We start from the raw sequence: 24,529 nt of genomic DNA, 5'->3' as shown, positions 1-24,529 counted from the left end.
AGGACGATGGGACTGACGGGAAGCCCCCAACCAGCTGTGAGACCGCCCGAGGGGACCCCGCCCCCGCCCACCGCCCCGCACCCGGGGAGGCGGGTGGGCAGCCACCGACCCGCCCCCACCCCCTCGAGGGGGAGATAGCGGGCCCGAACCGCGAGCAGTCGGAGCCACCGCCCCGCCCCGCCTCACCCCGCCGGTACCCGCAGTGCCGCCAGGACCGGGAGGTGGTCGGTGGCGGCTCGGAGGTCGGGGGTGGTGATGCCGGGGAGGCCCGCCGGGACTCCGCAGGCCAGGACCTCGACCCCCGGGGAGGCGAAGACGGCGTCGATGCGGCGGGTCGGGGCCGTCGAGGGGAAGGTGTCGCCTTCGCCCCACGGGGAGACCGCCCAGCAGTCCTGGAGCGCCCCCGACAGCCGGCCGAAGGCCGGGCCGCCCGCCGCTTCGTTGACGTCGGCGGCGGCGATCACGTGCGGGGCGCCCAGTGCGGCGGCCCGGTCCAGGAGCAGCTCCGCCTGCGCCCGGCGTTCCCGCGCGTCCAGTGAGAGGTGGGCGCTGACCACTCCGACGCGGGCGGCCCCGAACCGTACGACGGCGGTGGCGAAGCCCCGGCGGTGGAGTCCGGGGGTGCGCGGGAGGAGCACGTCCTCGGTGCGTTCCACGAAGGCCCGTAGCGAGCACAGCAGCAGCGGTCCGGCCGCGGTGGCTCCGCCTCCCAGCACCACGAGGTCGGTCTTCGCGGCGAGCCTCGCCGCGTGCTTGCGCCAGCGGAAGAACCGGGGTGCTTCCTGTACGAGGACCAGGTCCGGGGCGCAGGCGCGGATGACCCGTGCCAGGGCGTCTTCGTCGTCGCGCAGCGAGCGGATGTTGTAGCTGAGCGCCCGGATGACGGCGGAGCCGTCGGGCTCGGTCACGGACTTCGGCAGGGTGTGCAGCGTGTGCGGCATGCCCCGAACATACGCAGCTGCCCGCCGCTCCCACAGGGGGCACGGCGGGCAGTCGCAGTGGATATGGGTGTCAGCCCTGGCGGGCCAGGTCGGCGGCACCGACGAGGCCGGCCTTGCCGCCGAGCTGGGCGGCGAGTACCTGGGCGTGCGGGCGCCAGGCGCCGCCGACGAGCCAGCGCTTGAAGGACTTGCGGATCGGGTCGAGGACGAGGTCGCCCTCGTCGGAGACGCCACCGCCGACGATGAACGCCGAGGGGTCGAAGAGGGAGGCCAGGTCGGCGAGGCCGGCGCCGGCCCAGCGGGCGAGCTCGCGGAAGGCGTCGATGGCGACGAGGTCGCCGGCGCGGGCGGCTTCGCTGATGTGCTTGCCCTCGATGCCGTCGGCGGTGCCGTCGCCGAGGCCGAGGAGGATCGCCGCGTTCTCGGGGGTGGCGTTGGCGCGCTGCTTGGCGTAGCGGACGAGGGCGCGGCCGGAGGCGTACTGCTCCCAGCAGCCCTGGCTGCCGCAGCCGCAGAGCAGGCCGTCGGGGACGACCCGGATGTGGCCGAATTCGGCGGCGACGCCGAAGCGGCCGCGGCGCAGCTTGTTGCCGATGATGATGCCGCCGCCGAGGCCGGTGCCGAGGGTGATGCAGATGACGTCCTCGTGGCCCTGGCCGGCGCCGAAGCGGTATTCGCCCCAGGCGGCGCAGTTGGCGTCGTTCTCGACGACGACGGGCAGGCCGATCCGCTGTTCGACCTTGTCCTTGAGCGGTTCGTGGCGCCAGTTGATGTTGGGTGCGAAGAGCACCGTGGCGCGCTTGTCGTCGACGTATCCGGCGGCGCCGATGCCGACGGCTTCGATGGTGTGGTTGCTGCTGACCTCGGAGACGGCGGCGCAGATCGCCTCCGTCACGCCGTCCGCGGTCGGCGGGGTGGGCACCTTGTACGTCTCAAGGATGGTGCCCTCTTCGTCGACCACGCCGGCCGCGATCTTCGTGCCGCCGATGTCGACGCCGATGGTGAGTCCCATTAGTCCCTCGGTTTCCGGTCAAACCCCGCCACGGCCAACCGTACACGGGCCCGGCGGAGGTTCAGTCGAGATCGATCCGCTCGGCCGGGCCCGTACCGGGGCCCTCGTCGCCGTTGTCGGTGGGCTTGCGGGGGGCGGGGGGTTCGTCGTGGGTCCAGCGGCGTTCGTGGCCTTCGACGGCGGAGCGGTAGGCGGCGAGGAGTTCGGATCCGGCGGCGGCGAGGTGGCCGAAGACCTCCGGGTTGCGTTCGATGACGGGTTTGGCGGCGGTCTTGGCCTGGTTGACGAACTGGCGTACGGCGTCCTGGGCGGCGGTGCCGACGGCGCCGACGGCGGGGTTGTTGAGGGAGGAGACCTTGTCCGCGACGGCTTCGAAGAGCTTGAAGAGTTCCTCGGCGGCGGTTCCGGTTGCGGTGCCGGCTCCCGTTCCGGTGCCGCCGGACCGCTCCGACCTGCGGCGTTCCTTCTCGGCGGCGAGGTCCTCGGCGCAGGCCCGCGCCCAGGCGTCGTCGTCGGCGGGGTGGTCGGTGGCCTCGCTCATGGCGGACTCTCCTGGCGGCAGCTGCGGTGGGTCTTCCTTCGACGGTACCCGAACGGCGGTACGGGTCTCAGCGCTCCCTCGGCCAGAGCCGCGGGTCGGGGGTGAAGCGGACGCGGAGGGCGTCGTCGGCGAGGGCGGCGCCGGAGACGGTGCAGCGGCGCAGGGCAGAGGGCAGCGGAACGATCCTGCGGTGCGGTCCCGCGGCGACGAGCAGCTCGTCGCCGCGCCGGATCAGGTCGAGCTCGCTCTTGCGGGCGCGGGGCAGCGGGATCGCCCAGACGAGCACCCCGTCGTCGGCGAGCCGGTCCTCGACGGCCCAGCCGGTGCCCGGGCCGGTGCCGGGTGCGGCGCCTGCGTCGACAGCCGGACCAGGGGCGATGCCCGGGGCGGTGCCGAGGACTTCCAGGTCGTCGGTGCCGAGGGGGTCGCGGCCGAGGTGGGCGAGCTCGTGGACGGGGAGGCCGGGGCCGGCCCACTGGTCGAGGAAGGCCCGCTGCTGCTCGGCGAGGCGCGCGGCCCAGGGGTGGGCCGCGGCGGCGTCGGGGGGTACGAGCCGGTTGGCCACGAGGCCTTCGACGGGCAGCTCGTGCAGGGCGAGCCCGAGCATGCCGGTGCGCAGGGCGGTGTCGGCGGCGGGGCCGGGTTCGGCGACGAGGCGGATGCGGGTGGTGGGGGCTTCCACGACGGCCTGGACGGCGGCGAGCTCCTCGTCCCAGCGGGCGGCGGTCTCGTAGAGCCACTGGGCGGGCATGGGCACGCCGGCGAGCTGGGCGAGTACTGGGCGCAGGGCGCGGGCGGCCTGGCGTTCGGCGGGGAGGAGCCGGGCGAGGTAGCGGCGGAGCTGGGCGGGGAGGGCGAGGGCGGCCACGGCCTGGTGCAGTGGGGGCATGTCCACGACGACGAGGTCGGTGGCGGGCTCGGCGGCGGCCCGGCGCAGGGCGCGGAGCAGGGCGAACTGTTCAGCGCCGGGGAGTTCGGTGAGTTCCTCGGCGCCGAGGGGGCGGCCGCCGAGCATGCCGATGAGGGCGGTGCCGCGTTCCTGGAGGGCGGCGAGCTCGGTGCGGAACTCCCGGCCGGAGTCGACGGGGGTGACGCGCAGCCCCGGGACCGGGTCGGGGAAGGGGTCGGCGTCGGCGCCGCAGAGCAGCAGCACCCGCTGTCCCCCACGTGCGGCGGCGAGTGCGGTGGCGGCTGCGACGGTGCTGCTGCCTGCGCCTCCGGGGCCGGTGACGAGGAGGGTCTGCATGGTGGTGCCGTGCCTTTGCTCTGCTGGTCCGTGCCGGTGCGGGCCCCCTTCGGGTGCCGCGCGCGCGGTGTCCCGGAGGGGGCCGACGGCTCAGGGGCGGGGGGTCTCGACGCGCTTCTTCAGGCCGGCGAGGGCGCGGTCGATGATGACCTTCTCGGCCTTGCGCTTGATCATGCCGAGCATGGGGATCTTGACGTCCACGGTGAGCTGGTAGGTGACCTCGGTGCGGCCGCCGTCGAGGGGGACGAGCCGGTAGGAGCCGTCCAGCTGCCGGAGCATCTGGGACTTGTCGAGGGTCCAGCTGACCTCGTCGGCGCCCTTCCAGGTGTAGGCGAGGGTGTGGTCGTCCTTGATGGCGCCGGCGTCCAGGAGGAGGCGGACCTTCTCGGCGCGGCCTTCGGCGTCGGTGGCCAGTACCTCGGCCTCCTTCACCTCGCCGGTCCAGTCCGGGTATCGGGCGAAGTCGGCGATCACGGCCATCACGTCGGCCGGGGAAGCGTCGATGGTGATGCTTGAGCTGGTGTGTTCCGCCATCGCGGTGGCTCCTCCGGGGGAGATTCGAGGAAGTGTGCGGCCTGAGGCCGCCGCGTGCAGGCTACCGTGCGTGTGGAGGTCACCACTCCAGGGAGGTCACCACTCCAGGGAGGTCACCACTCCAGGGCCCACGGCTTGCCGGTGGCGGCGAAGTGGCCGACGTTCACGCATTCGGTGGCGCCGATCCGGGCCCGGCGGGCGAGCGGCTGGTGGACGTGGCCGAAGAGGGCGTACCGGGGGCGGGTGCGGCGGATCGCGGCCAGCAGGGCTTCGCTGCCGCGTTCGAAGCGGCGGGCGATGGTGTCGTAGCAGAGTTCGGGGACCTCGGGCGGGATGTGCGAGCAGAGCACGTCGACCTCGCCGAGGGCCTCGACCTTGGCGGCGTACTCCTCGGGGTCCACCTCGTAGGGGGTGCGCATGGGTGAGGGCAGTCCGCCGCCGACGAAGCCGAAGACGCGGCCGGCGATCTCGACGCGCTGGCCGTCGAGGACGGTGGTGCCGGGTCCGGCGTACTCGTTCCACAGGCCGGGCATGTCGACGTTGCCGTAGGTGGCGTACGTCGGGCTGGGGAAGGCCGCGAACATCTGCGCGTACTGGCGGCGCACGGCTTCCTCGATCATGCGTTCCCGGTCGAGTCCGTCCCACAGCCGGCGGCCGAATTCGCGCGCTTCCGCGAAGCGGCGCGCGGTGCGCAGTTCGACGATGCGGTGGGCGTTCTCGACGCCGAAGAGGTCGGGGAAGATGCCGCGGGAGTGGTCGGCGTAGTCGAGGAAGAGCACCAGGTCGCCGAGGCAGACGAGTGCGTCGGCGCCGTCTCCGGCGCGTGCGAGCGCTTCGGTGTTGCCGTGGACGTCGCTGACGACGTGGACCCTGGTACGCGTCTTCCTGCCACCCATGCGCCCACCCTAGGGGGGCCCGGGCGGGGGCGGGTAGAGGGAGGGTCGTAGGCGGCCGGACCTGCGGTTACTTCCGAGTCGCGAACACGGTCGACTACTGTCGGCAGCGTATTGGCGGGTCTTGCGGCGCATCGCGGGTGTACAGGATGTGACGCATGGAACATCTGGCCGGTTCCCTCTATCGGGAACCCACTACCGGTGGGTAACGTCCGGTCGGTCCACACGGTGGCGATGGCGCCCAGAGGAGCAGCAGTCTTGCGCGAGTTCAGCCTTCCGGCCCTGTACGAGGTCCCGTCGGACGGGAACCTGACGGATCTCATCCGCCGCAACGCCGCCCAGCACCCAGACACCGCCGTCATCAGCCGCAAGGTCGACGGCCGCTGGCAGGACGTGACCGCGACGGAGTTCCTCGCCGAGGTGCGGGCCGCCGCCAAGGGCCTGATCGCGTCCGGCATCGAGCCCGGCGACCGGGTCGCCCTGATCTCCCGCACCCGCTACGAGTGGGTGCTGTTCGACTTCGCGATCTGGACCGCGGGCGGCGTCACCGTCCCCGTGTACGAGACCAGCTCCCCCGAGCAGATCCAGTGGATCCTCGGCGACTCCGGGGCCGTCGCGGCCATCGTGGAGAGCCCCGGGCACAGCGCCGGCGTGGCCTCCCTGCGCGACCGGCTGCCGGAGCTGCGCGAGGTCTGGGAGATCGAGAAGGACGCCCAGGGCGTCCTGAAGGCCGCGGGCACGGACGTCACCGACGCCGAGGTGGACGCCCGCAGCGCCCTCGCGGTCGCCGACGACCCGGCCACGATCGTCTACACCTCGGGCACCACCGGCCGCCCCAAGGGCTGCGTGCTGACCCACCGCAACTTCTTCGCCGAGTGCGGCAACGTGGTGGAGCGGCTGAAGCCGCTCTTCCGCACCGGCGAGTGCTCCGTGCTGCTGTTCCTCCCGGCCGCGCACGTCTTCGGCCGCCTGGTGGAGGTGGCGGCGGTGCTGGCGCCGATCCGGCTGGGCTGCGTACCGGACATCAAGAACCTCACCGACGAGCTGCAGTCCTTCCGCCCCACGCTGATCCTCGGCGTGCCGCGCGTCTTCGAGAAGGTCTACAACTCGGCGCGGGCCAAGGCCCAGGCCGACGGCAAGGGCAAGATCTTCGACGCGGCCGCCGACACGGCGATCGCGTACAGCCGGGCGCTGGACACCCCCTCGGGCCCGTCCTTCGGCCTGAAGCTGAAGCACAAGCTGTTCTCCAAGCTCGTCTACTCCAAGCTGCACGCAGTCCTCGGCGGGCGCGGCGAGTACGCGATCTCCGGCGGCGCCCCGCTCGGCGAGCGCCTCGGCCACTTCTTCCGCGGCATCGGCTTCACGGTCCTGGAGGGCTACGGCCTGACGGAGACCTGCGCGGCCACCGCCTTCCTGCCGTGGGACAAGCAGAAGATCGGCACGGTCGGCCAGCCGCTGCCCGGTTCCGTGCTGCGCATCGCCGACGACGGCGAGGTGCTGGTGCACGGCGAGCACGTCTTCAAGGAGTACTGGAAGAACGAGGCGGCCACCGCCGAGGCGATGACGGACGGCTGGTTCCACACCGGCGACGTCGGCACCCTCGACGAGGACGGCTACCTCAGGATCACCGGCCGCAAGAAGGAGCTCATCGTCACGGCGGGCGGCAAGAACGTCGCCCCCGCGGTGATCGAGGACCGGATCCGGGCGCACGCGCTGGTCGCGGAGTGCATGGTGGTCGGCGACGGGCGGCCGTTCGTGGCAGCGCTGGTCACCATCGACGAGGAGTTCCTCGGCCGGTGGGCCGCGGAGAACGGCAAGCCGGCCGGGGTGACGGCGGCGGAGCTGCGCGAGGACGCGGAGCTGATCGCCGCCGTCCAGAAGGCCGTCGACGACGGCAACGCGGCGGTGTCCAAGGCGGAATCGGTGCGGAAGTTCCGCATCCTGGGCTCCCAGTTCACGGAGGAGTCCGGCCACATCACGCCGTCGCTGAAGCTGAAGCGCAACGTGGTGGCGAAGGACTTCGCGGACGAGATCGACGCCCTGTACCGCGGCTAGGCGGTCGGGCCGCCGGGGCTCAGGGCTCATGGCTCAGGGCTGCGCGAGGATCCGTTCCATGTTCCGCTCGGCGAGGGCCGTGATCGTCACGAACGGGTTCACGCCGAGCGAGCCGGGTACGAGCGACCCGTCGAGCACGTACAGCCCCCGGTAGCCCTTGACCCGCCCGTAGCCGTCGGTGGCCTCGCCGAGGACGCAGCCGCCCAGCGGGTGGTAGGTGAAGTTGTCGGCGAAGGCCTTGTTCTCGCCGAACAGGTCGTAGCGGTAGATGGTGACGTTGCGGCGGTTGATCCGGTCGAAGAGGTTCTTGGCCGCGGCGACCGCCGGGGCGTTCTGGTCCCGGGTCCAGTTCAGCCGCGCCGAGTCGGTCGCGGCGTCGTAGGTGAAGCGGCCGCGCTCCGGGTTCTTGGTGATGGCCAGGTACATCGAGATCCAGTGCTCGATGCCCATGGGGAGCGGGGCGATCTCCGCGAAGACCGGGTTGGCCGCGTTGTCCCAGTCGTCGATGCCGAGGGCGGGCATGGTGGCCTGGTTGCAGCCCACCGTGTCCCACAGGTGGTTGGCGCGGGCGGTCATGACGTTGCCGTTGGGGCCCCAGCCGAGCCCGACCTTCTCGCTGAGCGCGGGCAGCGCTCCGGTCTCGCGGGCGCGCAGCAGGATCTCGGTGGTGCCGAGGCTGCCGGCGCCCAGGAAGAGCCGCTGGCAGCCGAGTTCGCGGACCTGGGTGACGCGGCCGGCGAGGTCGCTGGTGTGGACGGTCAGGACGTAGCCCCCGGCCGGGTCCTGGCGTACGGCGACCACGCGCTGCATGGTCTCGATGGTGACGTTGCCGGTGCCGAGGGCGGCGGCGAGGTAGGTCTTGTCGACGCTCTTCTTGCCGTGGTTGTTGCCGTAGATGACCTCGCCTGCGAGGGCGGAGCGGGTGGCGGTGCCGGCGGCCTCGCGCTTCATGTACTCGAAGTCGTAGACGTTGGGCACGAAGGTGGTTCTCAGCCCTGTGTTCTGGGCGTGTTTTCTGGAGGTCCGGGCGAAGCGGTACCACTCGGTGGACTCGAACCAGGCGGGGTCGATCTCGTTGACGCCGAGCATGGCGCGGGCGCGGGGGTAGTAGGTGCCGTACATCTCCTCGGCGTCCACGCCGGGGAACACCTCGGTGAAGTAGGAGCGCCTGGGGGTCGGGGCCATGCCGCCGTTGACGAGCGAGCCGCCGCCGACGCCGCGGCCGACGTAGACGGACATGTCCCCGTGGTTCACCCGGTCCAGGACCCCGGGGTAGGGGCTGATGTCGCGGTTGACCACGTCGAGCCAGAGGAACTGGGCGAGCGGGGCCTCGGTGCGGTTGCGGAACCACATGGAGCGCTGGTCGGGCGCGGAGGTGGAGGGGAAGACCTTGCCGTCGGGGCCGGGGGTGTCCCACAGCCGCCCCATCTCCAGGACGACGGTCCGGACGCCGGCCTGTCCGAGGCGCAGCGCGGCGACGGCGGACCCGTAGCCGGAGCCGACGACGACGGCGGGCGCGTACTGGGCGGCGGCGGGTTCGGCCGGCGCCGCGGCGGCGGCGCCGAGGCCGATGCGGGTGATGCCGAGGGCTGCGGCGGCGCGGAGGGCGTTGAGGCCGAGTTGACGGCGCGTCAGGTTGGGTGTCATGGCCGCATCATGAGCGGATTCCGCCCAACCGGCCATAACTCGCACTGCCACGCATGTGAGTAACAGTCAGACATGTGTGGACCGTATCCGCGCTCCGGCGCACGCCCGCCGATCTGCGCGATTCCGCCCGGGATTGTCCTTCCCGGACCGGAAATGCCGCCTGCTGTTCCCTTTTGACGGCCGGGCCGCCGTGCCGGTGCGCGTGGCCGGGCCGGTGGGTCGGGTGCGGGTGCGGGTGGGTGGGCCGCTGCGCGGGCTGCTCCCCGCCCCGCCCTTCGCCCGTTCCCCGGGCTGCGCCCGGACCCCTTGCGGGGGCTCCGCCCCCGCACCCCCGCGCCTCAAACGCCGGCGAGGCTATAAATAGCCCCGCCGGCGTTTGAGGCGCCGGGCGCGCAGCGCCCGGTACCGGGGTCAGGGGCAGCGCCCCTGGGAACGGTGGAAGGGCGGGTAGGGGACCCAGCCCCGCGCAGCGGCCCACCCACCCGCACCCGACCCACCGGCCCCAGCCACCCGAACCGACCCCGCCCGGGGGCGGACGGCCGGAGGCTGTCGCAGCGGCGCGAAGCCGGGGAGGCCCGCCAGGGCCGAGCGGTGCGAGCGGCGCGTCAAGAATCAAAGCAGCGCGCGGAGGCCTTCGGCCAGGTGGTCCCAGCGCCACTGGCGTTCGACCCACGCCCGCCCCGCCTCGCCCATGCGCGCGCGCAGTTCCGGGTCCCGGAGCAGGGTGATGACGCGGTCCGCCGCGTCGTCGGGGTCTCCGCCCCGGACCACCCAGCCGGTCTCCCCGTCCAGCACCGCGTCCGGCGCCCCGCCCGAGTCGCCCGCGACCACCGGGAGGCCGGTCGCCGAGGCCTCCAGGTAGACGATCCCGAGCCCCTCCACGTCCAGCCCGCCCCGCCGGGTCCGGCACGGCATCGCGAAGACGTCCCCCGCCCCGTAGTGGGCCGGGAGCTCCGACCAGGGGACGGCTCCCGTGAAGACCACCGAGTCCGCGACCCCCTTCGCGGCGGCCAGCGCCCGCAGGTCCGCCTCGTACGGGCCGCCGCCGACGATCAGCAGCACCGCGCCCGGCACCGCCGCCCGGATCCGCGGCATCGCCTCGATCAGGGTGTCCTGCCCCTTGCGCGGGACCAGCCGGGAGACGCACACCACCACCGGCCGGTCGGTCAGGCCCAGCCGGGCCCGGACCTCCGCGCCGCCCGAGCCGGGGTGGAAGGTCTTCTCGTCCACCCCCGGCGGCAGCTGGACCATCCGCGCCGCCGCCCGGTCCGTCACCGCCGAGGCGATCCGCGAGCGCGTGTACTCCCCCAGGTAGGTCAGGGTGTCGGTGCCCTCGCCGATCCGCCGCAGCAGCTGCCGCGCGGCCGGCAGCTGCGCCCAGCCGGCCTCGTGCCCGTGCGTGGTGGCGACGATCCGCCGCGCGCCCGCCCTCCGCAGCGCCGGGCCCATCAGCCCGAGGGGGGCCGCGGCGCCGAACCACACCGACTCGCAGCCGTGTTCGCGCAGCAGGGACACCGCCCGTCGGGTCACCCGGGGCGTCGGCAGCAGCATGGTGGTACGGTCGCGCACCACCTTGAACGGCTGCTCCGCGTCGAAGGCGGCGGTGGCCTCGCGGCCCTCCGCACCGTGCTTCCACGTGGACGCGTAGACGACGACCCGCTCGGGGTCCAGCCGCAGCGCCATGTTGTGCAGGAAGGCCTGGATGCCGCCCGGGCGCGGCGGGAAGTCGTTCGTCACGATCAGCGTCTTGTGCATCCCCGCCAACGTACCGGACCGCTACCGCAGCTCCTGCCGCAGCGTCTCCCGCCAGGCCTCCGTCAGCCCGGCGGCGTCCGTCCCCAGTGCCCGTTCCAGCGCCACCGGCAGCGGTTCGCGGCCGGCCAGTTCGTACAGCCGGACCAGCGCAGCCTCCCCCCAGCGGGCGGCGACGAGCCGGCAGGCCAGCCAGGCGCCCTCGTACGCGCGGGCCGCCGCCGCCGGGTCCCCGCCGAAGGCGAACGCGTCATCGGCCGGGAGCGCGCCCGGCAGCTCTCCGCGCCGCACGGCGCGCGCGAGCTCGGGGGCGCCCTCCCCCGGGGTGGTGGGGGTCCCCCGGTACGCCGCCCAGTCCGCGAAGCCCTCGGACAGCCACTGCGGGGTCCGTGCCGAGGTGGCGGCGCGGGTCGCGACGTGCGTGACCTCGTGGGTGAGGACGATCCGCCGCCCGGCCTCCGAAAGGCCCGCGTAGCCCTCCGGGTTGACGACGACCCGGTCGGCCGGGGCCGGCCCGCCCCCGGTGCTGCCGGTGGTGACGGCCCCCAGGCCCCGGTAGGTGTCGGCCGGCCGTCCCAGCAGCGCGGCCATCGCGTCCAGCGTCGCGGGGGCCAGGACCACCACCCGCCCCGCCCACGGCCCCGGCCAGGCCGCGCTGACCGCCGGTACCGCCCGGTCGGCCGCGGCCGCGAGGTCCGCCAGCTCCCGCGGGCTGCGGCCGACCCCGAGGACCAGGCTGTGCGCTCCGCGTACGACGGCCGGATCGCCCTGGTCCCACAGCTGCGCAGGCGCCCCGGGGGCGGGCCGGTCGGCGGTGACCCGCCAGCCGGTGCCGGTCCGGGTCAGCTCCACCTCGCGGGCCGAGGAGGCCGGGGCCGCGTCGTGGCCGGCGAGCCGGTAGCGCAGCTCCGCGCGCACGGAGGCCCGTACGCCGTCCTGCCGGACCGAGGCGACCCGGTACGACCAGTCCTCCAACGGGATCCCGGCGAGCCGCGCGGGCGGGGCCGCCGACCAGTCGGCCACGGCCCGCCGTACGGCCGCGTCGTCGGGGGCCGAGGGGGCCGAGGGGGCGGAGGGCGCCGGGTCGGTGCAGCCGGCCAGCGCCGGGAGCGGGCACAGCGCGAGCGCGAGGAGGCGTACGGCGGTGCGGCGGCGGACCGGGGTCATCCGCCGATCGTACGCACGGCCCGGCTCAGGGCCGGGTCACGGAGGACACCGGCATCATCCCGACGGGGTCGTACCGCACCCGCGCGCCCGGGTACGGGGCGTGCACCACCTGGCCGTTGCCGACGTACATGCCGACGTGGCTGGCGTCGGAGCGGTACGTCACCAGGTCCCCGGGCTGCGCCTGCGACAGCGGGACCCGCCGGCCCGCGTACCGCTGGGCCTGCGAGGTGCGCGGCAGGGACACCCCGGCCTGGCGGTAGGACCACACCATCAGCCCGGAGCAGTCGAAGCCGGAGGGGCCGGTGGAGCCCCACACGTAGGGCTTCCCGACGGCTGCCCGGGCTGCCATCACGGCGGCCATGGCGCGGCCCGAGGCGCGGCCGCCGCCGGAGGGCAGGTCGGGCAGGACGTCGGCGTGGCCCCGGCCGCCGGAGCGGGAGGCGCGCTCGAAGTCGGCGCGCTCCTCGGACGGCATGTCGTTGAGGAGCCGACGGGCGGCGGCGAGCTTCGCCGTGACGGACCGCTTCTGGGTGGCCACCTCGGTGCGCAGGGTCTCCAGTTCGGCGAGCTTGCGGGAGGCGTCCTGGCGCTGCTGCCCGATCCGCCGCTGCTCCTCGCGGAGTTCGCCCAGCTGCTGGGCGCGGCGGCCGCTGAGCCGGCCCAGGACGGCGGCCTTGTCGAGGTATGCGGCGGGGTCGTCGGAGAGCATCAGCTCGACGGTGGGGTCCAGGCCGCCGGAGCGGTACTGGGCGCCGGCGAAGGTTCCGAGGACCCCGCGCATGGTGTTGATGCGGTCCTGGCCGCGGGCCACGGCGTCCTGGGCGCGGCTGATCTCGGCGCGCAGGGCGTCGGCCTTCTCGCCGGCCTCGTTGTACCGCTCGGTGGCCTGTTCGGCCTCTTCGAAGAGCCGGTCGACCTGGGCGCGGGTGCCTCCGGCGGGTTCCTGGGGGAGCCCGGGGGAGGCGAGCGCGGGTGCGCCCGTGATGGCCACGGCGGCGCCGGCCGCGGCGGCGGTGAAGACGGTGACCTTGGTGTTCCGGTCGAGGCCGCTGGGCCCGGGCCGGCGGTGGGACGCCATGGGGTACCGCTCCCTTCCGCTGCGCGTGGCCCGGGTCCGCCCTCCGTGGACGGCCGTGTGCCGGGTTCCGCGCTGGCAGACAGTAGCCGTGCGGCCACGCACCGGCCAACGGCCGTCGGGGGGCCCACATGCCGGTGCCCCGCCTCAGACGCAGGTCATGGGCGGGGCGTGGGGTCAGTGCGGGTCCGTGCAATTCGCCCGGATGGGCGGTGTGGGGCGCGTGGCGGCCGTGGGGTCAGATGCGGACGCCGAACTGGAACGGCATGTTGTCCATCGACTCGTACTTGACGCCGCCGCGCGGGTTGGAGGCGTGCAGGGTCATGTTGTTTCCGGCGTAGAGGCCGACGTGGTGCAGGTCGTCGTAGAAGAAGACCAGGTCGCCGGGCTGGAGCTGGCTGCGGCCGATGCGGGTGCCGTCGTTCGCCTGGGTGTAGGTGGTGCGGCTGATGCCTACGCCGGCCTGTCCGTAGGCCCATTGGGTCAGTCCGGAGCAGTCGTAGGCGCTGGGGCCGGTGGCGCCCATGATGTACGCGCTGCCCAGTTTGGTCTTCGCGGCCGCCAGCGCGGCTCCGGCGCGTCCGGAGGCCTTCACGGCGGGCGCCGCCTTCTGTCCGGCCGCGCTCTGCCCGGCTTCCTCCTCCTTGAGCCGGCTGCGGTCCTGCGCGCTCAGCGTGTTGAGGAGGGCCTGGGCCTCGGCGAGCTTGTCCTGGGCGGCCTTCTTCTTCTCGCCGAGCTCCTTGCGGGTGGCGTCGAGGTCGGCGAGCTTGCCGGCGGCTTCCTGGCGCTGCTGGGCGAGGGCCCGCTGTTTGGCCCGGATCCTGGCCACGGCCTCCAGCTGGCGGCCGCTCAGCTGCTGGAGGGTGGAGGCCTTGTCGAGGTAGGTCTCGGGGTCGCCGGAGAGCAGGAGGGCGACGGAGGGGTCGATGCCGCCGCCGCGGTACTGGGCGGTGGCGAGCGAACCGAGGGTGTTGCGCAGGCCGTTGAGCTCGTCCTGGTCGCGGGCGACGGCGTCCTGGAGCTGCGCGATCTCCCGTTCGAGCTCCCTCTGGTGCTCGCGGGCCCCGTTGGACTTCTCGGTGGCCTGCTCGGCCTCCTCGTAGAGGGCGTCGACCTTGCTCTTGACCTCGTCCTTGTCCGGTCCGGCGGGGGCGGCCACGGCGGAGTGCGCGGAGAGGGCGACCGCCGCGGCGGCGGTGGCGGTGAGCACGGTCACGCGGGTGCGGGCCGGCTGCTTGGGTCGACGGTGGGACGCCACGGGGGCGGGCTCCTTCTGCCTGGGGATCACCCTCGCCCGCACCCGAACGGGTGAGCTACCGCACGAAGGTTTGAGCGGACCCTAGCGACCCGTCCTTGATCACTTCAAACCCCCTGCAGAAAAAATCCCGACGCCCTTCCGCTTCCTTCACACAGGCCCAACGCTGCGTGCCGAGAGGCTGACGGTACGTCTTCCGCTTGCGTCACGAAACGCGCGAAAGCCGCTTCAGGAGCAGTGCGGACGTCACCGGCCGGGCGCCCGCCTTCGCCACCCCGTCGGCGACCTCCCGGTCGGTGGAGACCACCACCACCGGACGGCCGGGCGGCTCGGCCCGCACCAGCTGGCGGATCAACTCGTCCGCCGTCACACCCGCCTTGGAGAACAGCACCCGCACCCCGCGCGGCGGCGCGAGCAGCACCGGCGCCGCCAGCTCCGCGCCGTCGAAGACGCACGTCATCTCGGCGCCCGTCTGCGCGGCCAGCATCGACAGCCCGCCCAGCAGCCGCAGCCGCTGCTTCTCCAGCGGCATCGTCGGATAGCCGGTCTTCGTCACGTTGTAGCCGTCCACCACCAGGTGCGCCTGAGGGAGCGCCAGCAGCTGGTCCAGCAGCGCCGGATCGGTCTCCGACAGGGCGCGCGCCGCGATGTCCTTCGGCGTCATCCGGCCCGGCTCCACCGCGTCCACGGTGTCGGCCGGCCGCGTCGAGACCGGCGGCAGCGCCAGCTCGCGGCGCAGTCCCGCCGCCGCGTCCAGCACGGTGTCCAGCAGCAGCCGCAGCCGCATGTCCTCGATGCTGCGCCCCTCCCGGGTGGCCCGGCGCGAGGTCTCCAGCGCCGACTCCACCTCCGCGAGACGGGACTTCAGGCGCCGGGACTCGCTCTCCGCCGCGGCCACCTGCGCCGCCGCCTCACCGCGGATCCCGTCGATCTCCCCGCCCAGCTTGCGCAGGGCCGCCTCGCCGCGCTTGACGTCGCTCAGGGCGCTGCGCAGCTTGCGCTGAAGCGATTCCGCTTCCTTCCGGGCGGCCTCCAGCTCGGCCCGCACCTGCTCGCCCCCCGAGCGCTGGGCCTCCTTCAGGTGGGCCAGCTCCTCGCGCAGCCGCTCCAGCTCCCGACGGGTCTCGTCGCCGACCCGCTCGGCGTCGGCGCGCTGCGCCTCCTCACCGGCGGACGCCACCAGCTTGACCCAGCCGGCCGGACGCAGCACGTACGCGGCGGCCGCCACGTCCAGCGGGTCCGCCGCGGCGGGCGGGGCACCCGACTCCAGTGCCCCGGCCAGCTCCGGCTGCGCCTCGCGCAGCTTCTCGGCGATCCGGCTGCGGAACACCCCGTCGGTCTCCACGGCCGCGGCCATGGCGTTGCCCGCGAACTTGGCGCGCCTCGTCGGGGTGAACCGGGCGTACTGGCGCAGCTGTGCCGGGAGGTCCCCGACCGTCAGACCTCCGAAGGCCTCCGAGACGATCGCGACGACCCGGCGCCGCACGCCTTCCGGCAGCGGGCGGTCGAGGACCTCCGCGGCGTCGCCGGCCGCGTCGGCCGGCCTCGCGCCGCTTGCTGGCTCCACAATCCGTCACCCCTACCGTGATCTACTGTGGGCCCGGCTCCCTCAGGAGTCGGTGCCCGGCCTGTCCACGAGCTCGATCTGGTCCACCGCGTTGCACCAGCGGCAGCGGACCGACTCGATGGTCTCACTGACCACCTCGCGCTCCTCGACCTTGGGCTCCCCGGCGAGATCGAGGTGGACGTACTCCACGACCTTCGACGAACGGGTGACATCGAACCGCGTGAGGTTGCCGCACAGGGTGCAGCGCCACCGGGTGGTGTCGGTCGGCAGGGGAACCGTCATCAGGCCGCTCTCTCCTTCGTAGCTGATTCAATTAAAGCCCTACGCCGCGGTCGACGGACCGCAGCACGTAACCCTACGGCCTGGCACCACCCTCAGGTGGGTCCGCCTGCGTCATGCTCTGTCGCATGATCGTAAAGTGGCGGACCCTGTGCGATGCCGCCCGGGGGCCCGTGGTCACGTACGCGCTGATCGCCGCGTGCTGCGCGGTGTTCTTCCTCGGGCCCGCCTCTGGCCTGAACCCGGCCTACGGGACGGGCGATCTGCTGATCGAGACGGGGACGGCGTACTTCCGGCACTGGGGCGTCGTCCCGGACGAGCTGTTCTCCGGGGCCGGACGCCCGCTGCTGACCCCGCTGACGGCGCTCTTCGTCCACGGCAGCTGGCTGCACCTGCTCGGGAACATGCTGTTCCTCCACGTCTTCGGGACGATGACGGAGCAGCGGATGGGCAGGGCGCCCTTCCTCGTCTTCTACGTCTGTACGGGATACCTCGCGCTGGCGGCCTACGCGGCGGCCAACGCCTCCTCGGACCAGACCCTGGTGGGGGCCTCCGGGGCGATCTCGGCGGCGCTGGGGGCCTTCCTGTGCCTGTTCCCGCGGGCCCGGGTGACCAGCCTGTTCCCGTTCCTGCTCTTCCTGCCGCTGCGGTTCCCGGCGTGGATCGTGCTGCTGTTCTGGTTCGGCCTCCAGTGGCTGGCGGCGCAGCGCGCGGGGAGCGGTCCGGGGGTGGCCTACCTGGCCCACGTGGTGGGCTTCTCGCTGGGCTTCTGCTACGCGTGGGCCCGCTATCGCCGTACGACTAGAGTGAGGAGACCAGTGACTGCCGGCGAGGGAGACAGCCAACCGTGATCACCGCGATCGTGCTCATCAAGACCAGCGTGGACCGGATCCCCGAGATCGCCGAGTCCATCGCGCAGCTGGACAGCGTCAGCGAGGTCTACTCCGTCACCGGTACGTACGACCTGATCGCGCTGGTCCGCGTCGCCCGCCACGAGAACCTCGCGGACATCATCCCGGGCCGCATCAGCAAGATCCCGGGCGTCGAGGCCACCGACACGCACGTCGCGTTCCGCACGTACTCCCAGCACGACCTCGAAGCAGCCTTCGCCATCGGCCTGGACGCGTAGCCGCACCGCTGCGCGGGGCCTCCTGAGGGCTCCGCCCCCAGACCCCGCGCCTCAAACGCCGGCGGAACTACACCGCCGGCACGCAGCGGCCCTCTTCCGTGCGGTACTGCCACTTCGCGCCGTCCTCGACCAGTTCCCGAACGGCCCTCACGAACCGCTCGACGTGCTCGTCCGGGGTACCGGCCCCGAAGCTGACCCGGATCGCGTTCAGCGACCGCTCCCCCGGCGCCGCCTCCGGCGCCCCGCACTCGCCCTGGGCCTGCGGCTCGCTGCCCAGCAGGGTGCGCACCAGCGGGTGGGCGCAGAACAGCCCGTCCCGCACCCCGATCCCGTACTCGGCGGACAGCGCGGCCGCGAAGTGCGAGCTGTTCCAGCCGTCGACCACGAACGAGATGACGCCGACGCGCGGGGCGTCGTCCCCGAACAGGGACAGCACCCGCACCGCCGGGACCTCCGCCAGGCCCTCGCGGACCTTCGCGATCAGGTGCTCCTCCCGGGCGACGAGGTTCTCGAAGCCGGCCTCCCGCAGCGCACGGCAGGCGGAGGCGATCGAGTAGACGCCGATGACGTTCGGGGAGCCGGCCTCGTGGCGGGCGGCGGTGGTGTGCCACTCGACGTCGACGCCGCCGTCCTCGCGGCGGGCCACCTTGCGGGAGGCCCCGCCCCCGGCGAGGTACGGCTCGGCCTGCTGGAGCCAGTCGGCGCGGCCGGCGAGCACGCCCGAGCCGAAGGGCGCGTACAGCTTGTGCCCCGAGAAGGCGACCCAGTCCACGTCCAGCTCCCGTACGGAGACGGGGTGGTGGGGGGCCAGCTGGGCGGCGTCCAGCACGATCCGCGCGCCGTGGGCGTGCGCGGCGGCGGCGAGCTCCTTCACCGGCCACAGCTCACCGGTGACGTTGGAGGCGCCGGTGACGCAGACCAGGGCCGGGCCGTACGGGTCGCGGTCGGCGAGGGCCCGCTCCAGGGTGGCGACGGCCTCGCCGGGGGTGCGGGGGGCGTTGAGGTAGGTGACGCGGGCGTCTCCCCAGGGCAGCAGCGAGGCGTGGTGCTCGGTCTCGAAGACGAACACCCGGCAGTCGGCGGGCAGCGCGGCGGCGAGCAGGTTGAGGGAGTCGGTGGTGGACCGGGTGAAGACGACCTGGTCGGAGGGACGGCAGTCGAGGAACTCGGCCACGGTGACGCGGCTCTGCTCGAACAGGTCGGTGGACAGCTGCGAGAGGTAGCCGGCGCCGCGGTGGACGCTGCCGTAGTACGGGGCGTACGCGGCGACGTCGTCCCAGACCCGCTGGAGCGCGGGGGCGCTGGCCGCGTAGTCCAGGGCCGCGTAGGTGACCTCGCCGCCGGTGACGAGGGGGACGGTGACGTCCCGGCCGAGCACCGGCAGCGGCCCGCCACAGGCGGGGCCCTCGGCGGCGGTGTCGCAGGCGGTGACGGCGGCGGCGTTCAGGGATGCGGACATGGCGGTATCTCCCGGCAGGCAGGGCTGAATGGCTTCGGTGTGCCCGTACGCGGGTGCGGCGGCGCGGCGACGGCGGCCGTCAGGGGGTACGGGAAAGTCCTCGGACTGATCGGGGGTACGCGGAAGGGACCCTGATCCGAGGGTTGAAGAAGGGGCGGATTCGCCCTATCGCATTCGCTTGCTCACGGAAAACGCTCCTCGAGAGACCAGGACCCCTGGTGTCGAGGGATCCGCGCTTGCCGTAGACCTCGCTGCCTACGGCCTGGTCATCACCCGGGGCACCCCGCCACGGAAGGAGGGTTGCCGGACAGCAAGCCGGGGCCTAATCGCTGTCACTCGTGACCTTGGAGAGCATCCTGCCACAAGATCCCGTACGCGCAAGACCCCGGTCCACATCGTGGACCGGGGCCGTGTCCGGACGGACCGCTCGGGATCAGGAGTTGCTGGCCGCCACCCAGCGCTCCAGCGCCGCGCGGGCGGCCCCGGAGTCGATGGACTCGGCCGCACGGGCCATGGCCGCCACCAGCTGCTCCTCCAGCGTGCCCGTGCCGGGGTCCAGCGCCACCAGGGCGCTCGCCGAGTTCAGCAGCACCGCGTCGCGCACCGGGCCCGTCTCCCCCGCCAGCAGGCGGCGGGCGACGTCCGCGTTGTACGACGGGTCGCCGCCTCGCAGGGCGGAGATGTCGACCGTCGCGATGCCGACGTCACGCGGGTCGAAGGCGTGCTCCGTGACCTCGCCCTCGCGGACCCACCACACCCGGGAGGTGCCGGTCGTCGTCAGCTCGTCCAGGCCGTCGTCACCGCGGAAGACCAGGGCGGAGGTGTTCCGTTCGGCGAGCACCCCGGCCATGATCGGGGCCAGCCGCGGATCGGCCACGCCGACCGCCTGCGCCTTGACCCGGGCGGGGTTGGTGAGCGGGCCGAGGCCGTTGAACGCGGTGCGCACCCCGAGGTCGCGGCGGGCCGAGGCGGCGTGGCGCAGGGCCGGGTGGAAGACGACCGCGGCGCAGAAGGTGATGCCGGCCTCCTCGGCCACCTGCGCCACCCGCTCCGGGGTGAGCGCCAGGTTGACGCCGAGCTTCTCCAGGACGTCGGAGGAGCCGCTGGCGGAGGACGCCGCCCGGTTGCCGTGCTTGACGACCTTGGCGCCCGCGCCGGCGGCCACGATGGCGGACATGGTCGAGATGTTGACCGTCTTGGCGCCGTCGCCGCCCGTGCCGACGATGTCCACGGTCCGCCCGGGCACCTCGATCACGTTAGCGTGGGCGTACATCGTCCGGACCAGACCCGTGTACTCGGCCACGGTCTCGCCCTTGGCCCGCAGGGCCACCGCGAAGCCCGCGATCTGCGCGTCCGTGGCCTCGCCGCGCATGATCCGCTCCATCGCCCAGGCGGTGTCCTCGCTGGCGAGGTCCCGGCCGCTGAGCAGCGCCTCCAGGATGCCCGGCCAGCCGCGGGCCGCCACGCTGTCGCCGCCTGCCGGGGTCGCAACGTTCATGGTCAGCTCCTGCTGCTCGTCGGGGTCCTGCGTCCAATGGAAAGGATCTCAAGCCTATCCAGCCCCGGAGACGGCAAAGAGCCCCGTCCAGTGACTGGACGGGGCTCTCGCCGTGGCGACACCAGGACCGGACGGAGCCGGTCCCTCAAGCGGTCGAGCCGGAGATCAGTGGTGGCCGTGTCCGGCCTGGATCTCCTTGTACTCCTCCACCGTGGGCTTCGGAATCTGGTTGTTCTCCGCGTAGAAGCCCTTGCTGAGCTTCGCACGCAGCTTCTCGGTACGCGTCACCTTGCGCTCGACACCGTTCTCGTCGACCGTCGGGCCGATCTCGGCGGGCTTGTACTGCTCGTGCGCGGTGAGCGTGTGCAGCTTGCCCTGCGACAGCGGCTCGTGGACCTCGACGAACTCACCGTGCGGCAGGCGCTTGATGATGCCGGTCTCGCGACCGTGCAGCACCTTGTCGTGGTCCCGGCGCTGCAGGCCGAGGCAGATCCGCTTGGTGACGATGAACGCCAGGACCGGGACGACGAAGAAGCCGATCCGGACGAACCACGTGATCGAGTTGATCGACAGGTGGAAGTACTGGGCGAACATGTCGTTGCCGCCGCCGATGAGGAGCACGATGTACTCCGCGATCCAGGCGACACCGAAGGCCGTACGGGTCGGGACGTTGCGCGGGCGGTCCAGGATGTGGTGCTCGCGCTTGTCGCCGGTGACCCAGGACTCGATGAACGGCCAGACGGCGATGGCGCCGAGGACCAGCGGGAAGAGCAGCAGCGGGATGAACACGCCCAGGACGAGCGTGTGGCCCCACAGGTTGATCTCCCAGCCCGGCATGGCTCGGATGAGGCCTTCCGGCATACCCATGTACCAGTCGGGCTGCGCACCGGTGGACACGTGGTCCGGGCGGTACGGGCCGAGCGCCCAGATCGGGTTGATCGAGGCGATCGCCGCGACGGCCGCGATGACACCGAAGACCAGGAAGAAGAAGCCTCCGGCCTTGGCCATGTAGACCGGCAGCAGCGGCATGCCGACGACGTTGTTGTTCGTCTTGCCGGGGCCGGCGAACTGGGTGTGCTTGTGGAAGAACACCAGGATCAGGTGCGCGACCAGCAGGCCCATCATGATGCCGGGCAGCAGCAGGATGTGCACCGAGTAGAAGCGCGCGACGAAGTCGCCGCCCGGGAACTCCCCGCCGAAGAGGAACATCGACAGGTAGGTGCCGACGACCGGGACGGAGAGGATGGCGCCCTGCATGAAGCGGACACCGGTGCCCGAGAGCAGGTCGTCCGGCAGCGAGTAACCGGTGAAGCCGGTGAACATGCCGAGGACCAGCAGCAGGAAGCCGAAGATCCAGTTGACCTCACGCGGCTTGCGGAACGCGCCGGTGAAGAAGACGCGCATCATGTGCACGACCATGGCCGCGACGAAGATCAGCGCCGCCCAGTGGTGGATCTGGCGGATCAGCAGGCCACCGCGGACGTCGAAGCTGATGTCCAGGGTCGAGGCGAAGGCCTCGGACATCATGACGCCCTGCATCGGCACGTACGAGCCGTGGTACACGACCTCGTTCATGCTCGGGTGGAAGAACAGCGTCAGGTACACACCCGTGAGGATGATGATGATGAAGCTGTAGAGGCAGATCTCACCCAGCATGAAGGACCAGTGGTCCGGGAAGATCTTGCGCATGTTGGCCTTGGCGAGGCCGTAGATGCCCAGGCGGCCGTCCGCCCAGTCCGCTACGCGCTCGCCGCGCGACGCGTTGCGCGCCGGGCCGGCCGAGGTGTTCGTGGAGGTGCTCATCCGCGCTCCCAGAATGCAGGACCGACGGGCTCTTCGAAGTCGCCGTGCGCCTCGAGGAAGCCTTCGTCATTCACGCCGATCCGCAGCTGCGGAAGCGCGTGACCGGCCGGGCCGAAGATGACACGGGCGCCGTCGGAGAGGTCGAAGGTGGACTGGTGGCACGGGCAGAGCACGTGGTGCGTCTGCTGCTCGTACAGGCTGATCGGGCAGCCGACGTGGGTGCAGATCTTGGAGAAGGCGACGATCCCCTCGTGGGACCACTCCAGCTCCTGCTTGTCCTTGATGTCCTCCGGCTGGATGCGGACGATCATCAGGGCGGCCTTGGCGATCTGGACCTGGAAGTCGTGCTGGTCCTCCTCCAGGCCTTCCGGCATGGCGAAGGTCAGCGAACCGACCAGGACGTCCTCGGGACGCAGCGGCTCCATCGTGTTCTGGTTGATGAGCAGCTTGCCCTTGGACCACAGGGTCTTGCGCAGCTTGTCCTCGGGCAGCGGGCCCAGGTCGCGCATGATCACGACGGCGGAGAGCGGCAGCAGGGCCAGCGCGCCGAGCATCGTGTTGCGGATGAGCGGGCGGCGGCCGATGCCGGACTCGTTCGCACCGTCGGCGAAGTCCTGCATGACCTTCGCCTTGACCTCCGGGGAGGCGGCGATCTCGTGGCGCTCGTCGGCGACCTCGACGTCGGACATCAGCGTGCGGGCCCAGTGGACCGCGCCGGCGCCGATGCAGAACAGGGCCGTGCCGAGCGTCAGACCCAGCGCGAAGTTCAGCGCGCTGACCTTCCCCACGGGGAAGATGAAAACGATCTTGTCGACCGGGATGGTCACGTACGAGGCGATGAAGCCGATCGTGGCCAGCATCGACAGCGTGAACAGCATCGCGACCGTGCGCTCGGACCGCTTGGCGGCCTGCTCGTCGATGTCCTGGATGCGCGGCTTGTGGACCGGGAGGCCGGGGTCCGCGAACGGGTCGTCCGCGACCGCTACGGCACCGTGGTGCGCGTCGCCCTGCTCGCTCGGCAGGTGCTTGTCTTCGGGAATGTCTTGGCTACTCATGACTTCTTGGCCTTAGCGGTGTGGGCCGCGACCCAGACGGCAACAGCGATCAGCGCACCCAGACCGAAGATCCAGCCGAACAGACCCTCGGAGACGGGACCGAGGCCGCCGAGCTTGAGGCCACCGGGGCTGGTGGACTTCTCGCCGTTGACGTTCTCGAGGTACGCGATGATGTCCTTCTTCTGCTTCTCCGGCATGGTGCTGTCCGGGAAGGAGGGCATGTTCTGCGGGCCGGTGAGCATGGCCTCGTAGATGTGCTTCGGCGAGACGTCCTCAAGGTTGGGGGCGTACTTGCCGTTGGTCAGCGCGCCACCCTCGCCGGTGAAGTTGTGGCACTGCGCGCAGTTGTTGCGGAACAGCTCGCCACCAGCGGCGATGTCGGCACCAGCCGGGTCGTACTGCTTGGCGGTCGGCGTGATCGGGCCGGCGCCGAGCGACGCGATGTACGCCGCGAGCTGGTCGATCTGGGGCTGGGTGTAGATGTTCGGCTTCTTCGGCACCTGGGCGCCGGGCTGCTGGGCGGGCATGCGGCCCGTGCTCACCTGGAAGTCGACGGCCGCGGAGCCGACGCCGACCAGGCTGGGGCCGTCAGTGGAACCCTGACCGCCGGTTCCGTGGCAGCTTGCGCAGCCCACGGCGTAGAGCTTCTTGCCCTCCTCGATGGCGAGGGACTGGGCGGTTTCATCGGCCTGCGCCTTGCCCGCGGGCGCGAAGGCGGCGTACAGCCCCCCCGTGACCGCCAGCGCGAAGAGTAGAACGACGACCGCCGCCAGCGGATGGCGTCGTCGTGCGGAGAGCTTTTTCACGGATTACCCCGGTGTCAGGATCTTCTGCGTCGGTGTTTCTGGACGGTGTGCCGAGCGGTACCCGGCGACGTGATCGCTACTTGATCAGGTAGATCGTCGCGAAGAGGCCGATCCAGACGACATCGACGAAGTGCCAGTAGTAGGACACGACGATGGCCGACGTGGCCTGTTCGTGGGTGAACCTCTTGGCCGCGTACGTCCGGCCGAGGACCAGCAGGAAGGCGATGAGACCGCCCGTCACGTGCAGACCGTGGAAGCCGGTGGTCAGGTAGAACACCGTGCCGTACGGACCGGACGAGAGGGACATGCCCTCGTGCTTGACCAGCTCGGTGTACTCGAACACCTGGCCGCCAATGAAGATCGCACCCATGACGAACGTGATGATGAACCACGTCCGGAGCTTCTTCACGTCACCGCGCTCCGCGGCGAACACGCCGAGCTGGCAGGTGAGGGAGGAAAGCACCAGGATCGTGGTGTTCGTTGCCGAGAAGGGCAGATTCAAGGCCTCGGCCTGCTCTGTCCAGTACTCGGCACCCGTCACGGATCGCAGGGTGAAGTACATCGCGAAGAGGGCCGCGAAGAACATCAGCTCGGAACTCAACCAGATGATGGTTCCGACGCTGACGAGGTTCGGCCGATTGACCGTCGGGTGCGCGTGCCCGGTATCTACTGTCGTTGCTGTCGCCACGACCGACATTATGTCGGTCGCTTATCCCGCCCTCACCCCGGGGGGTGCCGTTCGGAGTGTCAGGGGGGTGTGCAAGGCCCGAACGGCCCATCAGGAGACCGGTCGCGAGGCTTGCGGAACCGATGTT

At 72.2% G+C, this 24,529-nt stretch carries 22 protein-coding genes and 1 riboswitch; of the genes, 3 read left to right on the top strand and 19 right to left on the bottom strand.

The annotated features are described in order from the left end of the window. Positions 1-182 precede the first annotated feature (182 nt). The 6 genes from OG553_RS24500 to OG553_RS24475 all read right to left on the bottom strand — a co-directional run bounded on the left by OG553_RS24500 (position 183) and on the right by OG553_RS24475 (position 5,170). Complete coding sequence (locus tag OG553_RS24500; protein WP_405981044.1) at positions 183-941, bottom strand: endonuclease/exonuclease/phosphatase family protein; 759 nt, start codon at positions 939-941, stop codon at positions 183-185. A gap of 70 nt (positions 942-1,011) precedes the next feature. Next, positions 1,012-1,953: an ROK family glucokinase gene (locus OG553_RS24495; protein WP_125819571.1), complete on the bottom strand. Its 942-nt coding sequence runs from the start codon at positions 1,951-1,953 to the stop codon at positions 1,012-1,014. A gap of 61 nt (positions 1,954-2,014) precedes the next feature. Then, positions 2,015-2,494 (bottom strand): DUF5304 domain-containing protein, encoded by a 480-nt coding sequence (locus OG553_RS24490; protein WP_405981043.1) that lies wholly within the window; start codon positions 2,492-2,494, stop codon positions 2,015-2,017. Positions 2,495-2,561: 67 nt separating this feature from the next. Beyond that, positions 2,562-3,740, bottom strand: coding sequence for an ArsA family ATPase (locus OG553_RS24485; RefSeq protein ID WP_405981042.1), 1,179 nt, complete (start codon positions 3,738-3,740; stop codon positions 2,562-2,564). A 90-nt stretch (positions 3,741-3,830) separates the two neighbouring features. Then, positions 3,831-4,274: an SRPBCC family protein gene (locus OG553_RS24480; protein ID WP_405981041.1), complete on the bottom strand. Its 444-nt coding sequence runs from the start codon at positions 4,272-4,274 to the stop codon at positions 3,831-3,833. Between the two features lie 113 nt (positions 4,275-4,387). Further along, positions 4,388-5,170 carry a metallophosphoesterase gene (locus OG553_RS24475; RefSeq protein ID WP_405981040.1) on the bottom strand — a complete coding sequence of 261 codons (783 nt, stop codon included), beginning with the start codon at positions 5,168-5,170 and terminating at the stop codon, positions 4,388-4,390. A 255-nt stretch (positions 5,171-5,425) separates the two neighbouring features. On the opposite strand from OG553_RS24475, the gene OG553_RS24470 reads away from it, so the two are divergent. Further along, the gene (locus OG553_RS24470; protein ID WP_405981039.1) at positions 5,426-7,222 is read left to right on the top strand and encodes an AMP-dependent synthetase/ligase; all 1,797 of its coding nucleotides are present in this window, start codon (positions 5,426-5,428) and stop codon (positions 7,220-7,222) included. A 33-nt stretch (positions 7,223-7,255) separates the two neighbouring features. On the opposite strand, the gene OG553_RS24465 is transcribed toward OG553_RS24470, so the two are convergent. The 7 genes from OG553_RS24465 to OG553_RS24435 all read right to left on the bottom strand — a co-directional run bounded on the left by OG553_RS24465 (position 7,256) and on the right by OG553_RS24435 (position 15,967). Further along, positions 7,256-8,869 (bottom strand): GMC oxidoreductase, encoded by a 1,614-nt coding sequence (locus tag OG553_RS24465; RefSeq protein ID WP_405981038.1) that lies wholly within the window; start codon positions 8,867-8,869, stop codon positions 7,256-7,258. A gap of 612 nt (positions 8,870-9,481) precedes the next feature. Beyond that, complete coding sequence (locus OG553_RS24460) at positions 9,482-10,624, bottom strand: glycosyltransferase family 4 protein (protein WP_405981037.1); 1,143 nt, start codon at positions 10,622-10,624, stop codon at positions 9,482-9,484. A gap of 21 nt (positions 10,625-10,645) precedes the next feature. Then, entirely contained in the window at positions 10,646-11,788 is a 1,143-nt protein-coding gene (locus tag OG553_RS24455) for a hypothetical protein (RefSeq protein ID WP_405981036.1), read from the bottom strand. Between the two features lie 25 nt (positions 11,789-11,813). After that, complete coding sequence (locus tag OG553_RS24450) at positions 11,814-12,866, bottom strand: NlpC/P60 family protein (protein WP_405981035.1); 1,053 nt, start codon at positions 12,864-12,866, stop codon at positions 11,814-11,816. A 235-nt stretch (positions 12,867-13,101) separates the two neighbouring features. Beyond that, a complete protein-coding gene (locus OG553_RS24445; protein WP_405981034.1) occupies positions 13,102-14,121 on the bottom strand; it encodes an NlpC/P60 family protein in 1,020 nt (339 codons plus the stop codon). A 202-nt stretch (positions 14,122-14,323) separates the two neighbouring features. Further along, positions 14,324-15,688, bottom strand: a complete 1,365-nt coding sequence (locus OG553_RS24440) for an NYN domain-containing protein (protein WP_405983122.1) — start codon at positions 15,686-15,688, stop codon at positions 14,324-14,326. 39 nt (positions 15,689-15,727) lie between these two features. After that, positions 15,728-15,967, bottom strand: a complete 240-nt coding sequence (locus OG553_RS24435; RefSeq protein WP_007263676.1) for a hypothetical protein — start codon at positions 15,965-15,967, stop codon at positions 15,728-15,730. Between the two features lie 113 nt (positions 15,968-16,080). Here OG553_RS24435 and OG553_RS24430 point away from each other — a divergent pair, with 113 nt between their 5' ends. Both OG553_RS24430 and OG553_RS24425 read left to right on the top strand, forming a co-directional pair. Beyond that, on the top strand, positions 16,081-16,815 hold the full coding sequence (locus OG553_RS24430) for a rhomboid family intramembrane serine protease (RefSeq protein WP_405981033.1): 735 nt from the start codon (positions 16,081-16,083) through the stop codon (positions 16,813-16,815). Beyond that, entirely contained in the window at positions 16,812-17,093 is a 282-nt protein-coding gene (locus OG553_RS24425) for an Lrp/AsnC family transcriptional regulator (RefSeq protein ID WP_007263678.1), read from the top strand. Before OG553_RS24430 ends, OG553_RS24425 begins: the two co-directional genes overlap by 4 nt. A 67-nt stretch (positions 17,094-17,160) precedes the next feature. Here OG553_RS24425 and OG553_RS24420 read toward each other — a convergent pair whose 3' ends face one another. The 6 genes from OG553_RS24420 to OG553_RS24395 form a co-directional block, all read right to left on the bottom strand. After that, complete coding sequence (locus OG553_RS24420; protein WP_405981032.1) at positions 17,161-18,552, bottom strand: aminotransferase class V-fold PLP-dependent enzyme; 1,392 nt, start codon at positions 18,550-18,552, stop codon at positions 17,161-17,163. 227 nt (positions 18,553-18,779) lie between these two features. Then, positions 18,780-18,896, bottom strand: a riboswitch (SAM riboswitch). A gap of 89 nt (positions 18,897-18,985) precedes the next feature. Then, positions 18,986-20,050: an anthranilate phosphoribosyltransferase gene (trpD, locus tag OG553_RS24415; RefSeq protein WP_405981031.1), complete on the bottom strand. Its 1,065-nt coding sequence runs from the start codon at positions 20,048-20,050 to the stop codon at positions 18,986-18,988. Between the two features lie 165 nt (positions 20,051-20,215). Then, on the bottom strand, positions 20,216-21,853 hold the full coding sequence (locus OG553_RS24410) for a cytochrome bc complex cytochrome b subunit (protein ID WP_405981030.1): 1,638 nt from the start codon (positions 21,851-21,853) through the stop codon (positions 20,216-20,218). Next, positions 21,850-22,908 carry a Rieske 2Fe-2S domain-containing protein gene (locus OG553_RS24405; protein ID WP_405981029.1) on the bottom strand — a complete coding sequence of 353 codons (1,059 nt, stop codon included), beginning with the start codon at positions 22,906-22,908 and terminating at the stop codon, positions 21,850-21,852. The genes OG553_RS24410 and OG553_RS24405 overlap by 4 nt, the downstream gene beginning before the upstream one ends. After that, on the bottom strand, positions 22,905-23,714 hold the full coding sequence (locus OG553_RS24400; protein WP_405981028.1) for a c-type cytochrome: 810 nt from the start codon (positions 23,712-23,714) through the stop codon (positions 22,905-22,907). Before OG553_RS24400 ends, OG553_RS24405 begins: the two co-directional genes overlap by 4 nt. Positions 23,715-23,790: 76 nt before the next feature. After that, positions 23,791-24,411: a heme-copper oxidase subunit III gene (locus tag OG553_RS24395; protein ID WP_007263684.1), complete on the bottom strand. Its 621-nt coding sequence runs from the start codon at positions 24,409-24,411 to the stop codon at positions 23,791-23,793. Positions 24,412-24,529: the final 118 nt, after the last annotated feature.

This window comes from Streptomyces sp. NBC_00158 (genome assembly GCF_045160885.1).
GTDB lineage: Bacteria > Actinomycetota > Actinomycetes > Streptomycetales > Streptomycetaceae > Streptomyces.
The sequence above is the reverse complement of the archived record's forward strand: the minus strand, read 5'-3'. Positions and strand labels throughout refer to the sequence as shown.